Source organism: Amycolatopsis sp. NBRC 101858 (genome assembly GCF_030269325.1).
GTDB classification, from domain to species: Bacteria; Actinomycetota; Actinomycetes; order Mycobacteriales; family Pseudonocardiaceae; genus Amycolatopsis; species Amycolatopsis ponsaeliensis.
The window spans coordinates 342833-355308 of record NZ_BSTD01000001.1 but is presented as its reverse complement, the minus strand read 5'-3'; the positions used below and the strand labels follow the sequence as shown (position 1 = coordinate 355308).

13 protein-coding genes are annotated in these 12476 nt (G+C 72.0%); 4 read left to right on the top strand and 9 right to left on the bottom strand.

The features are described from left to right. The first annotated feature begins 5 nt into the window (after positions 1-5). Complete coding sequence (locus QSK39_RS01640; RefSeq protein WP_285475882.1) at positions 6-764, top strand: MHYT domain-containing protein; 759 nt, start codon at positions 6-8, stop codon at positions 762-764. 16 nt (positions 765-780) lie between these two features. On the opposite strand, the gene QSK39_RS01635 is transcribed toward QSK39_RS01640, so the two are convergent. Continuing rightward, positions 781-1398: a PaaI family thioesterase gene (locus QSK39_RS01635; RefSeq protein WP_284743770.1), complete on the bottom strand. Its 618-nt coding sequence runs from the start codon at positions 1396-1398 to the stop codon at positions 781-783. Positions 1399-1430: 32 nt separating this feature from the next. Continuing rightward, positions 1431-2195 carry an SDR family NAD(P)-dependent oxidoreductase gene (locus QSK39_RS01630; RefSeq protein ID WP_285475881.1) on the bottom strand — a complete coding sequence of 255 codons (765 nt, stop codon included), beginning with the start codon at positions 2193-2195 and terminating at the stop codon, positions 1431-1433. 65 nt (positions 2196-2260) lie between these two features. Here QSK39_RS01630 and QSK39_RS01625 point away from each other — a divergent pair, with 65 nt between their 5' ends. Further along, positions 2261-2779: a hypothetical protein gene (locus tag QSK39_RS01625; protein ID WP_285475880.1), complete on the top strand. Its 519-nt coding sequence runs from the start codon at positions 2261-2263 to the stop codon at positions 2777-2779. 58 nt (positions 2780-2837) lie between these two features. Beyond that, on the top strand, positions 2838-3380 hold the full coding sequence (locus QSK39_RS01620; RefSeq protein ID WP_285475879.1) for a ferritin: 543 nt from the start codon (positions 2838-2840) through the stop codon (positions 3378-3380). A gap of 4 nt (positions 3381-3384) precedes the next feature. Here QSK39_RS01620 and QSK39_RS01615 read toward each other — a convergent pair whose 3' ends face one another. The 6 genes from QSK39_RS01615 to QSK39_RS01590 all read right to left on the bottom strand — a co-directional run bounded on the left by QSK39_RS01615 (position 3385) and on the right by QSK39_RS01590 (position 9503). Next, positions 3385-3879 (bottom strand): hypothetical protein, encoded by a 495-nt coding sequence (locus QSK39_RS01615; RefSeq protein WP_285475878.1) that lies wholly within the window; start codon positions 3877-3879, stop codon positions 3385-3387. Between the two features lie 112 nt (positions 3880-3991). Then, positions 3992-6118, bottom strand: a complete 2127-nt coding sequence (locus QSK39_RS01610) for an alpha/beta hydrolase family protein (protein ID WP_285475877.1) — start codon at positions 6116-6118, stop codon at positions 3992-3994. After that, positions 6115-7230, bottom strand: coding sequence for an alpha/beta hydrolase family protein (locus QSK39_RS01605; protein ID WP_285475876.1), 1116 nt, complete (start codon positions 7228-7230; stop codon positions 6115-6117). Before QSK39_RS01605 ends, QSK39_RS01610 begins: the two co-directional genes overlap by 4 nt. 19 nt (positions 7231-7249) lie before the next feature. Beyond that, entirely contained in the window at positions 7250-8233 is a 984-nt protein-coding gene (locus QSK39_RS01600) for an ABC-2 membrane transporter-related protein (RefSeq protein ID WP_285475875.1), read from the bottom strand. Beyond that, positions 8230-9111: an ABC transporter ATP-binding protein gene (locus QSK39_RS01595; protein ID WP_285475874.1), complete on the bottom strand. Its 882-nt coding sequence runs from the start codon at positions 9109-9111 to the stop codon at positions 8230-8232. Before QSK39_RS01595 ends, QSK39_RS01600 begins: the two co-directional genes overlap by 4 nt. Then, a complete protein-coding gene (locus QSK39_RS01590) occupies positions 9108-9503 on the bottom strand; it encodes a GntR family transcriptional regulator (RefSeq protein WP_285475873.1) in 396 nt (131 codons plus the stop codon). The genes QSK39_RS01595 and QSK39_RS01590 overlap by 4 nt, the downstream gene beginning before the upstream one ends. A 195-nt stretch (positions 9504-9698) precedes the next feature. Here QSK39_RS01590 and QSK39_RS01585 point away from each other — a divergent pair, with 195 nt between their 5' ends. After that, positions 9699-11204 (top strand): alpha/beta hydrolase, encoded by a 1506-nt coding sequence (locus QSK39_RS01585; RefSeq protein WP_285475872.1) that lies wholly within the window; start codon positions 9699-9701, stop codon positions 11202-11204. A gap of 47 nt (positions 11205-11251) precedes the next feature. Here QSK39_RS01585 and QSK39_RS01580 read toward each other — a convergent pair whose 3' ends face one another. Then, positions 11252-12415 (bottom strand): glycosyltransferase, encoded by a 1164-nt coding sequence (locus QSK39_RS01580; protein ID WP_285475871.1) that lies wholly within the window; start codon positions 12413-12415, stop codon positions 11252-11254. Positions 12416-12476 lie beyond the last annotated feature (61 nt).

The following is a 12476-nucleotide window of genomic DNA, read 5'->3' as shown; positions in this document are numbered from 1 at the left end:
TGCACATGGATCACGACGACTTCGCGATGGGCCAATGGCTCGTCGTGCTCGCGTACCTGACTTCGGCGGTGGGCTGCGCGCTCGGGCTCGCCTGCACGCTGCAGGCGCGGACGACCGACAGCGCGCGGACGCGGCTGACCTGGCTCGCGCTCGCGGCGGTGTCGATCGGCGGCGTCGGCATCTGGGTCATGCACTTCATCGCGATGCTCGGCTTCTCGACGCCGGGACTGCCGGTGCGGTACGACATCCTGCGCACGGCGCTCTCGGCGGCCCTGTCGGTGGCGGCGGTGTTCTGCGGGCTGCTGGTGTTCGGCGTCCGCAACCGGTTCGCGTGGCAGCGGCTGCTGCTCGGCGGGCTGCTGACCGGCCTCGCCGTGAACGTCATGCACTACACGGGGATGTGGGCGGTCCGGATCAAGGGGACGATCAGCTACGACCCGGCACTGGTGGTGTTTTCGGTGGTGATCGCGGTCGTCGCGGCGACGGCGGCGCTGTGGTTCACGGTCGGGCTGGACAAGCTCCTGCCCCGGCTGGTGGCGGGCCTGGTGATGGGCGCGGCGGTGACGGGCATGCACTACACGGGCATGGCGGCGGTCCGCCTCCACCTCGACCCGGCGGCGCCGGACCCGGTCGGCACGGAGGTGTTTTCGTTCCTGTTCCCGGTGTTCGTGCTGGCGGCGCTGGCGATGGCGGTGCCGATCTGCGCGGTCCTGATGGCTTCGGCGAGCTCGGACGCACCCCGCCACACGACGCCGGTGCCGTGACCCGGACCGGCCGTCCTCAGTCCCTTGTGGACACCGGGAACCGGTCGGCGCTGAAGTGCACGAGGATCGCCTTCGCGCTGGCGCAGACCGTCTCGCCGGCGCGGAGGGTCCCGGTCGCGTGCAGCTTCCGCCCGTCGCGGCGCTCGAGGCGCCCCTCCGCCACGAGCGGCACCGCGTACGGCGTGCCCCGGTGGTAGTCGACCGTCAGCGACGCCGTCATCCCGGGGAAGCCGGCCGCGGCGGTCGCCCGGCCGAGCACGTGGTCCAGGACCGCCGCCACCCAGCCGCCGTGGACGCGCCCCGGCGGGCCTTCGTGCGCCGCGCCCAGCAGGACCTCGGCCCGGACCTCGTCCGGTCCGATGTGCGTCCAGGACAGGGGCGGGGCCAACGGGTTCCCGGGTCCTTCGAGGGGGTTGTTGATGCTGAGGTGGCCGCCGCCTTCGAGCGCCGCCAGCAGCAACGGCGGTGCGCCGCCGGTCGCCCGCAGGGCGGCGGTGACCGCCTCGATCCGGCTCGCGGCGGCGGCCAGGTCGGCGTCGTCGCCCGCGCACACGGACGCGTCGATCAGCTCGCGGATCCGGGACCCGAGCAGTGCGCGCCCGGGCGGCACGCCGTCGACGATCGGGAAGGTCATCGCGCCCCCAGGAAACTAGAACGTGTTCCAGGTTACCAGGTCGGCCGGGCCGTCACCCCGCCGTCGACGACGAGGTCGTGCCCGGTGATCCAGGAGGCCAGCGGGGAGGCCAGGAAGACGCACGCGTTGCCGATGTCGGCCGGGGTGCCCAGCCGGCCCAGCGGCGCGGCGCGCTGCCACCGCTCGACGCCGTCGGGCCAGTCCCGGTCCAGCCCCGGGCGCGAGACCAGGCCGGGGGACACCGTGTTGACGCGGATCCCGCGCGGCCCGTACTCCAGCGCGGCGCCGCGGGCGTGCATCACCAGGGCCGCCTTGGCCGCGCTGTAGTGGACGTGCCCGGGCGCGGGCTGCCGGGCCTCGATCGACGCGATGTGCGTGACGCTGCCGCCGTCGCCCAGCAGCCGGCTTGCCGCCTGGGTGCAGGAGAACGCGCTGGTCAGGGTCGCGTCGAGCATGGCCTGCCAGTGCCGCGCCGTCAGCTCCGCGAGGGGTTCGACCGGTTGGACGCCGGCGTTGTTCACCAGTGCGTCGAGCCGTCCGCCCCAGTCGGCGGCGGCGGCCAGCAACGCGTGGCAAGCATCCTCGTCGGTCAGTTCGGCGGCGAACGCGCGCGCCCGGCCGCCCGCGGCCTCGATCGCCGCGACGACGTCGTCGCCCGCGCCGGGACGGCGGTGGTGCACGGCCACCGCGCTGCCCGCTTCGGCGAACCGCAGCGCGATCCCGCGGCCGATCGTGCCGCTCGCGCCGGTGACGCAGGTGACGGTGCCGGAGAGGTCGGGGAGGAGGTGGCTCGGCACGCGCCGATCGTAGCCGGGTGCGATCGGCGGGCGTTTTTCCCGGATTTCGCGAGTATCGTGCCCGCATGATCTCGCCGGTGCCGAGCGCACTCGTCCCAGCCGCACCGGTTCCCTGGTGGGGGATTTCGGTCATCGCCGGGAGCTTCCTGCTCGCCGGAGCGCTGCTCGCGTTCCTCGCGATCGCCTTGAGCGACCGCCGGAAGCTGAACCGGGAAGACCGCCGCCGGTGGGACCGCGAGGTGCGCGACACCTACCTCGAGATCACCCGGCACCTCGCCCGGATCACCGCCTTCCGGTACCAGGCGCTCACCGACGAGGACGACCGCCGCGTGCGCTACCACGCCGGTGCCGACGCGCTCGCGGGCATGCGGGAGCAGGTCGCGATGCTCGAGGTGATCGGGACGCCGGCGCTGATCTCCAAGGCGCACGAGCTGGAAGACCGCAGCGGCGCGGTCGTCTCGCTGTGGCACGAGCTGATCAACCCCGGAAAGCCCGAGTATCGGGCCCTGAACACGGCCCGCAACGAGTTCCTGGACGCGGTGAAGGACGCCATCCGCGTGGAGCAGTACCAGCCGCCGACGTGACGCCGGCCCGGTGTGCGACGGGTGCGAGGGGGTGGCCCGGCATCGTAGGTTGTGGGGCATGGCCGACACCCAGCGTTCGAAGTTCTCCGAACTCCTGCAGGAGCAGATCCGCCACGAGTTCACCGCCGCGCAGCAGTACGTCGCCTTGGCCGTGTGGTTCGACGGGCGCGACCTGCCGAGGCTGGCGAAACGCTTCTACCGGCAGTCGATCGAGGAGCGCAACCACGCGCTGGCGATGGTCCGGTACCTGCTCGATCGCGGCCAGCCGGTGACGATCCCGGGCAGCGGCGACGTCCGGAACGACTTCTCGAGCGCGCACGAGGCGATCGAGCTGGCGCTGGCGCAGGAACGGGCCGTGACCGCCGACATCGAGGCGATGGCGAAGGCCGCGCGGCTGGCGGAGGACTACCTCGGCGAGCAGTTCGTGGCCTGGTTCCTCAAGGAGCAGGTGGAGGAGGTGGCCCGGATGTCCACGCTGCTCACGGTCGTCGAGCGCGCCGCCGACAACCTCTTCGAGGTCGAGAACCACCTGTACCGCGAGGCGGCCGCGGAGACCGGGGACGCGCCGGACATGCCCCCGGTCGCCGGCGGCAAGCTCTGAGGAGCTAGATCGCCGCGGTCAGCCACATCGCGAGCCAGATGGTCTGGCTCAGCAGCACCGCGAGCAGGCCCAGCCGGGCGATCCGCTTGCGCCGTTTGACCAGGCCCGCGACGAGCACGAAGAGCCCGAGGAACAGGCCGGTCAGTGCGGCCAGGTAGGTGACGCTCGCCAGGAAGGTGAGCAGCGCGCCCTGCTCGTTATCGGACGATTCCTGCAGCCAGTAGACGAAGTCGGTCAGTGCGGAGAACACGGCGGTGGCCGCTCCGGCGCCGACGGCCACCGCGGCGGCGCGGGCGAGCTTCCGCCCGGCCGGCGGTTCGGCGACGGCGGCGGGCGGCGGGGCGGGCAGTCGTGCCGGTGCGGCGGGCGCCCGCGTCGGCGGCGCGGTGGCCTGCGGTTTGCGTCGCGAGGCACGCCACTGCGTCACGGCGACCCAGGCGCCGACCCCGGCCACGACGGTGTTGAAGAACCCGGTGAGCAACGAAAAGAACTCGTCCACGGGGTCCAGTATCGGGCTTCGTCGGCCAAACGTTCGATCTACGAGGTTTGCCCTGTATGCCCGTTTGACGGCGGAAGCGGCACACCCCCGGCGAGTGCCGCTTCCGCCGTGCTCAGTGGCAGAACGAGACTTCCGGATACCCCGGCGCATCGAGCACCGGCCGCGTCTCACCCCGCAGGTGCCGGTCGAAGAACGCGTTCACGTACGCCCGCGTGATCTCCTGGGTGCGCAGGGCCGTGGTCGTCGTGCCGACGTCGACGCCGAGCTGGTCGCCCACCAGGCCCACGTCCGTGAACGACGCGTGCTTCGTGCCCGCCACCTCCAGCCAGCGCCGCCACCCCGTCAGCTGGGCCCAGTCCCGCTCCCACGGCAGGTCGGGCGCGCAGGCGGTCGCCCCGAGCGGGTGGCCCACGAACATGAACGGCCGCGCCAGCCCGGGCGGGGTGAGCGGGACTTCGGTGGTGCCGTCGATGTCGATGCCGGCCTTGACCCGCGGGTCCGCGACCATCGTGGGCAGCGTGCTCGCCCCGCCGGCGGAGTGCCCGGCCATGCCGATCCGGGCCGGGTCGAGCAGCGGCGCCCACTTCTTCGAGTGCGTCAGCGAGTCCAGCACGAACGACACGTCGGCGGCCCGGCCCAGCTCCAGCTTCGTCCAGAACGCGGGGTCGTGCGGCACTTCGCACGACGCGCACCCGGCGAAGCGCCCGTCGGGGAAGCTCTGGCCGGCGTTCTCGTACGTGTGCCCGACGAGCGCGACGGCGTACCCGTGGCTCGCCAGGTCCTCGGCCAGCGCGCTGAGCGTGGCGCGGGGTTTCGTGTAGCCGGGCGAAAGCACCACCAGGGGCAGGCGGGACCCGGCCGGCCGGGCGTCGGCCACCGAGTTCGTCACCAGCCTGGTGAGCAGGTCCGGCGGCACGTCCAAGCCGCTGCCGGACAGCAGCGCCGCCGACTCGGCCGCGGTCAGGTACTGCGTCTTCGGCCCGTGCGGCGAAGAAACCGCCGGGTAGAAGAGCGAGACCATCAGCTCCCGGTAGGGCACCGACGGCACCCACGGGTCCGGCCGCGAAGTGTCCTTCAGGTACACCTGCGTGCTGCCGACCGGCCGGTCCCCGGTCGGCGGGGGCAGGTAGGGCGTCGACGTCATGGCGAAGCTGACCTCCGGGTAGCGCGAAGACGGCTGGTCGAGCAGCGGCTGGGCCCGGCCCTCCAGGTGCTGGTCGAAGAAGGCCCGGACGTACGCCGCCGTGATCGCCTGTCCCCGCGCCGCCGGCGTCGTCGGGCCGAAGTCGAGGCCGAGCTGCTCACCCACCAAACCTATGTCGGTGAACGACGGGTGCGCCATGCCCGCGACGACGAGCCAGCGCTTCCACCCCGTCAGCTGCGCCCAGTCCCGTTGCCAGGTACCGGATTCCTGGCCGGTCCCGGGCGTGTACGTGTTCGCGCGGCCCAGGAACAGGAACGGCCGGTCGAGTCCCGGTGACCGCAGCGGGACGTCCGTCGTGCCGTCGATGTCGATCCCCGCCTTGATCCGCGGGTCGGCCACCATCGCGTCGAGCGCGCTCGCACCGCCGACCGAATGCCCGGCCATGCCGATCCGCGACGCGTCGATCAGCGGCGCCCACTTCGAGTGCGTCAGCGAGTCGAGCACGAACGAGACGTCCGCGGCACGCCCGCTGTGCAGCTTCTTCCAGAACGCGTCGTCGTAGTTGCCGCAGGCCGCGCACCCGGTGACCCGGCCGTCGGGGAACGTCGTGGCCACGTTTTCGTAGGTGTGGTCGACCACGGCGACCGCGGTGCCGTGGCTCGCCAGGTCCTCGGCCAGCGACGTCAGTTCGGCGCGGGGCCGCTTGAACCCGGGCGAAAGGACGACCAGCGGCAGGTGGTGCCCGGCCGGCCGGGCGTCGACCACGGCGTCGGTGTGCACCGTGGTCAGCACGTCGGCGGGGATGCCGGTGATCCCGGCTTCCTCGAAGACGGCGGCCGCCTCGGCCTCGGACATGAACTGCTTCTTCGGTCCCTGCGCGGAAGCCGCCGGGTAGAACAGCGACACCATCAGCTCGCGGTAGGGCACGGTCGCGACCCACGGGTCCGGCCGGGAGGTGTCCTTCAGGTACAAGGAAGTCGTGCCCACCGGTTGCGGGCCGGTCGGCCGGGCCAGTGACAGCGCCGGGGACGCCGAGGCGGGCGCGGCCGAGCCGAGCACGAGCGCGGTGACGGTCAGCAGAAGGGTTTTCTTCATCCGATGAACGTCACTTCCGGGTAGGCGGGCGAAGGCGCGGCCAGCAGCGGTTGCGGGCGGCAGCGCAGGTTCAGGTCGAAGAAAGCGCTTACGTAGTTCCGCGTGATCGCCAGCGCGCGGTAGGCGTCGATCGAGGCGCCGATGTCGACCCCCAGCTGGGCGGCGAGCACACCGAGGTCGGTGAACGAGCTGTGCACGGTGCCGGACACCATGAGCCAGCGCTTCCACCCGGTGAGGTGCGTCCAGTCCGTCTCCCAGTCGTCGTACGGTCCCGGCTGGCCCGGCGTGTAGTTGTCCATGCTGCCCAGGAACAGGAACGGCCTCGACAGCCCGGACGCCGGGAGCGGGACGTGGATGCTCCCGTCGATGTCCGCCCCGGCGCGGATGCGCGGGTCGGCCAGCATCGCCTGCGTCGTGACCGCGCCGCCCGCGGAGTGCCCGGTCATGCCGATGCGCTGCGGGTCGATCAGGGCGCCCCACTTCTTCGAGTGCAGCAGCTGGTCGAGCACGAACGACGTGTCCTTCGACCGCACCTGCGCGACCTTCTCCCAGATCCCGGGCTGGTCGTCGACTTCGCAGGCGGCGCAGCCGGTGACGTGGCCGTCGGGGAACGTGGTGGCGCGGTTTTCGTAGGTGTGGTCGATCGCCGCGACGGCGTACCCGCGGCTGGCGAGCTCCTCGGCCAGTGCCGTGAGGATGGTCCGCGGCTGCGTCCAGCCCGGCGACAGCACGACCAGCGGCAGGCCGTGCCACCGCCCGGCCGGTTTCGCGTCGACGACGGCGTTCGTCCGGACGGTGCTCAGGACGTCCAGGGGCAGCCCCGGGATGCCCTCCCGTTCGAGGTTGCGTTGGGACTCGAGTGGGGTCATGTACTGCTTCTTCGGCCCGTTCGCCGAGGTCGCCGGGTAGAAGACGGAGACCATCAGCTCGCGGTAGGGGACCGCCGGCACCCACGGGTCGGGGCGCGAAGTGTCCTTCAAGGACAGTGAAGTGACGCCGACGGGCTCGTGGCCGGTCGGGTGGGGCAGGGAGGGCGTCGTGGCCGCCGAGGCGGTGGCGGGCGACGCGGCCAGGGTGAGGGTCAAAGCGGTGGCTACCGCGAGAGTGCGCATGATTCCCCCAGGAATCGGCTCAGGAAAGGTGACGGAGGCGGCGGAAGGAGAACCAGGTGAGCAGGGCGGTCATCGCGAGGAAGAGCGCGAGCTCGAGCCACTGCAGCGGCCAGAACCGCGAACCGGGCTGGTAGATCAGGCGCTGCTGGTAGCCGTGCGCGCCCAGCTGGGCCATGCACTGTTCCATGGAGCCGCGCTCCGGCGGGCCCTGGCCGGGCCTCGGGGCACAGCCCTGCACGAACTCCGGCAGCGGATAGGCGACGTTGCCCGCCTGGTCGACGGTTTCGTTCGCCAGCACCCACGCGCCGGCCGGGTTCCGCACGCCGATCTCCCGGATCCCGATCGCGTCGTCGCCGTTGATGTTCGTGATTTCGCCCGGGACGATCGCGACGGTCATCTGCTCGGGCGGCAGCAGGTACGGCCGCACGAAGTTCGGCACCAGAAGCAGCACGGCGGCGAGTACAGCGAGCGTGACGGCCATGGCGGCCACCGTCCGCTTCAGCAGCATCCCGACCGCGACGCCGAGCGCGAGGGCGAAGGCCGCGTAGCCGATCGGGACGATGCCGCGCGCGCCGAACACCACCGGGGCGATGCGCGAGAGCATCCCGCGATCGGTCTGCTGCGCCGCGAGCGCGTCGATCGGGCTCGCCCACCACGACACCGCCCAGCCGAGCAGGCCGGCCGCGACCATCGCGGCCAGGAGCCCGAACCCGAGCTTGGTGGTGAGCCACCGCTTGCGCGTGACGGTCTGGTTCCACACCAGGCTGTGCGTGCCGCTCTCGAGCTCGCGGGTGATCATCGGGACGCCCCAGAAGACGCCGATCGCCGCGGGCAGCAGGTAGAGCACCAGGATCGTCCCGCCGAACAGCGTGTCCTGGTCGGAGAAGTTCGTGCGCCCGACCAGCTCCGGCCCGGTGATCGCGAGCACGACGCCGATCACGACCAGCGTGGCGAACACGGACAACGCGGGAATGCGGAACTGGCGCCAGGTCAGCCAGGTCATCGGAGGACCTCCAGGGCGGGGCGGGCGGCGGTGGGGTTGCTCATGTACTCGAGGACGAGGTCCTCGAGGCCGATCTGCGCGACCGTCCACGCGGGGTCGAGGATCGGTGCCTCGGTCCGGACGAGCACCGTGGTCTGGCGGTCGGTGTGCTTCGCGGAGACGACGTGCTGGTCGGCCGGCAGCGAGTCGACCTCGCGGCGCGGCCCCGAGAGCCGGTGGTGCGAGGCCAGCAGCTCTTCGACGTCGCCGATCACCCGGACCTGCGAGTCCACCAGCACGACGAGGTGGTCGCAGACGCGTTCCAGGTCGTTGACCAGGTGCGAGGACATCACGACCGACAGCCCGTGCTCGGCGACGGCTTCCATGAGGTCCTGCAGGAACTCCCGGCGTGCCAACGGGTCCAGCGCGGCGACCGGCTCGTCGAGCAGCAGCAGTTCGGGGCGCTTGGCGATGCCGAGGGTGAGCGCGAGCTGCGCGCGCTGGCCGCCGGAGAGCTTGCCGGCGGGCTGCTTCGGGTCGAGCCCGAGCCGTTCGACCCGCTTGGTGGCGAGCGAGTCGTCCCAGCGCGGGTTGAGGTGCGCGCCGAGCCGCAGGTGCTCTTCGATGGTGAGCCCGGTGTAGACGGGCGTGCTCTGGGCGACGTAGCCGACCTTCGCCAGCTGGTCCGGGCCACTGCCCGGGGTGCCGCCGCAGACCTCGATGGTGCCGGTCGTCGGCTCCAGCATGCCGGAGGCGATGTTCAGCAGGGTGGACTTGCCGGCGCCGTTGGGGCCGACGAGCCCGGTCACGTGGCCGGCTTCGATCTCGAGCGTGCAGCCGGTCAGCGCCCACTTGCGCTTGTACTTCTTGCCCAGTCCCTGGGCACGCAGGACGGTCACGCTATGTCCTCTCTGGCGGAGTCGCGAAACGTGGACATCAGCAGGGCCTCGATGCTCTCTTCGTCGAGGCCGGCCTGGCGGGCCTTCCCCAGCCAGCGGCGCAGGTCCTGCCGCAGCGGTCCGAGGACGGCGAAGGAGGCGGCGCCGTTCAGCGTCGCGGTCACGAAGGTGCCGACGCCGGGCCGCGCCGAGACGAGGCCGTCGTGCTCCAGTTCGCGGTAGGCCTTGAGCACGGTGTTGGGGTTGATCGCCAGGTCGGCGACCACGTCCTTGACCTTCGGGAGCTGGTCTCCCTTTTCGAGCAGGCCCAGCCGGAGGGCGTGCCGTACCTGCTGGACCAGCTGCTGGTACGGCGAAAGCCCCGAGCGGGCGTCGAGGTGGAACTCGATCATCGGCAACTCCATTTAACTAGGTGACTAGCACTATAGCTAAGGAGTGGAAGTCGGCGCCAGGGGTACTTCCGGGAACCTTCTCCGGCCGGATCGCGAAGGACCCGGTGGAACCCCCGGGCGCGCCCGGCGTCTTGGGGGTGATCGTTTTCTCCGACGAAAGGGTTCTTCGTGCGTCGTCTTACTGGGGGAGGTCTCGTGCGCGGCGTGGTCGTCGCGCTCGGGGCTTCACTGGCCGTCGCGGCCGGACCGGCGGTGGCTTCGGCTTCCGTCGACAGCGTTCTCGCACCGAATCCGAGCTGGACCGGCTGCGAGGACGGCTTCCAGTGCGCCACCGCCCAGGTGCCGCTGGACTACGACCGGCCGTCCGGCGCGAAGATCGACCTCGCGCTGATCAAGCTGCCCGCCACCGATCCCACGCACAAGATCGGCACGCTGTTCGTCAACTTCGGCGGCCCGGGCGCGTCCGGCCTGCAACGCCTGCGGGAGCGCGGGAAGTGGCCGTGGCTGTTCTCCGACCAGCTGCGCGCGCGGTTCGACGTCGTGTCGTGGGACCCGCGCGGGATCGGCAGCAGCACCGCCGTCCGGTGCTTCGGCACGCTGGCCGAACAGGAGTCGTTCTTCGGCTCCTTCCCGGAAATGCCCGGTGACCCGAGCGGCAACGCGGCCTTTTACGCGAAGTCGAAGGAGCTCGCCGACCGCTGTGCGGCGAACGCCGGCCCGATCCTCGACCACGTCTCGACGGCCGACACCGCACGGGACCTCGAGCTGCTGCGCCGCGCGGTCGGTGACGCGAAGCTGACCTACCACGGCATTTCCTACGGGACGCAGCTCGGCGCCACCTACGCCAACCTGTTCCCGAACCGCATCCGCGCGATGGTGTTCGACGGCACGATGGACTTCGCCGGCAACTCCACCGGCCACGACGGCAGCGGCAAGAGCGTTCCGCTGGACACCCGCCAGGACGTCGCCACCGGCATCTCGCAGACGTTCGACCAGTTCCTGCGCCTGTGCACGGAAGCCGGGCCGAAGTGCGCGTTCTCCTCGGGCGACCCCAAGGCGAAGTGGGCGGCGCTCACCGCGCGGGCCAAGCAGGCGCCGATCACCTCGGACGGCGAAACGTGGACGTACTCCGGGATCATCAACGCGGCGGCGGACCTGTCCGACTCGCGGGGCTGGCCGGACATCGCGTCGCTGCTGCAGCGCCTGTACGACGCGCCCAGCACGGTCGCCGCATTCAAGGCGGGCGAGCCGTACACGTCCAACCGCACCGAAGCCTTCAACGCGATCCAGTGCGGGGACAGCGATGTGCCGACCGATCCGGCGATCTACAGCCGGTACGCGGAGTCCGAGGACCAGCGGGTCCCGTACTTCGGCCGGATCGCGGTGCTGGACATGATGAGCTGCGCGTTCTGGAAGTCGACGGCCGCGGACCGCTACACCGGCCCGTGGAACCGCCCGACGTCGGCGGAGATCCTGGTGCTGAACAACCGCTACGACCCGTCGACGCCGCTGGCCGGGGCCCGCGACGGCGCCGCGGAACTGGCGCGCGCCCGCGTGTTCGTCACCGAGGGGTACGGGCACTCGTCGATGTACGTGCCGAGCACGTGCACCGAGCAGGTGAAGCGGGACTACCTGATCGCCGGGACGTTCCCGGCCGCGGGCAAGACCTGCGCGATCGACGCGAGCCCGTTCGCGGGCTGAGCCAGGCCGGAGGCGGCACTTGCCCGGGGGAAGTGCCGCCTTCGGGCTCAGGCCAGCTCGGCGAGCTGTTTCGCGGCCACCAGCGCGCCGTCGGTGCGGATGTCCACGCGGGCTTTCGAGGCGAGTGCCGTGGCCAGTGCGGCGGACAGGGACTCGGCGGTCGGCACCGGATCCGGGTGGGCCGCGCCGAGGCCCAGCTCGGCCACCCGGCCCGCCCAGTAGGGCTGGTCCGCGATCCGCGGCACCACCACCTGGGGCGCGCCGGCCCGGGCGGCCGTCGTGGTCGTGCCGGCGCCGCCGTGGTGCACGACCGCCGCCACCCGGCGGAAGAGCGCCTGGTGGTTGACCTCGCCGGCGACGAAGCAGTCCGGCGCGTCGTCGATCGCCGTCAGGCCGGCCCAGCCACTGCCCAGGACGATCCGGCGGCCGTGCGCGCGGATCGCCTCGGTGGCGATCCGGGCGATGCCCTCCGGCGCGTAGGCCGCCATGCTGCCGAAGCCGACGTACACCGGCGGTTCACCGTCGTCGAGGAACTCCGCCAGCTCCGCCGGCAGCGGCCGGTCGTCGGGCAGGATCCACGCGCCCGTCTGCCGCACGTCGAGGTCGGCCGGGCACAGCACCGGGTCCGCGGCCAGCCACGGCCGGTCGGTGAAGACGTGGTCGCGGACGTTCTCGACCGGCGGGAGGCCGAGCGCGGCCCGGTTCCGGTCGAGCGCCGGGCCGTACAGGGCGTTCACGCGCTCGGCGTCCTGCCGCCACAGCACCCGGTTGTCGGTCTCGCCGGCCGGGGACGGCGTGCCCGGCCGCACCCCCGGTGGGTAGTGCGGCGACGGCAGCCCGTGCAGGTGGTAACACGCGTACACGTACGGGATCCCGGCCCGCTCGGCGACGTCCCGCGCGCCGGCGGGCAGCAGCCCTTGCGCCACCACCACATCGCAGTCTTCCGCCACCTTCGCGAGCGTGTCGAACCGCGCGGTGACCAGCTCGTCCGCGAGCGCGAACGCGTCCGGCCGCGCGCGGGTCACCACCGAGCGCACCGACGGGCCCAGCGGCACGTGCGCCACCCCGGCCCGCTCCAGCAGCGCCACGAAATCCTCGTCCGGTGGCCCGCACACCACCGCTTCCGCGCCGAGCTCCCGCAGCGCCACCGCCAGTGCCGCCAATGGCTCGACGTCCCCGCGCGATCCCCACGTCGTCAGCAAAGCACGCATTCACTTCCCCCTGTTTCCGCTGGTTGCGCGGCCATTGTGGAGGACGACCCCGGCCTTGCCA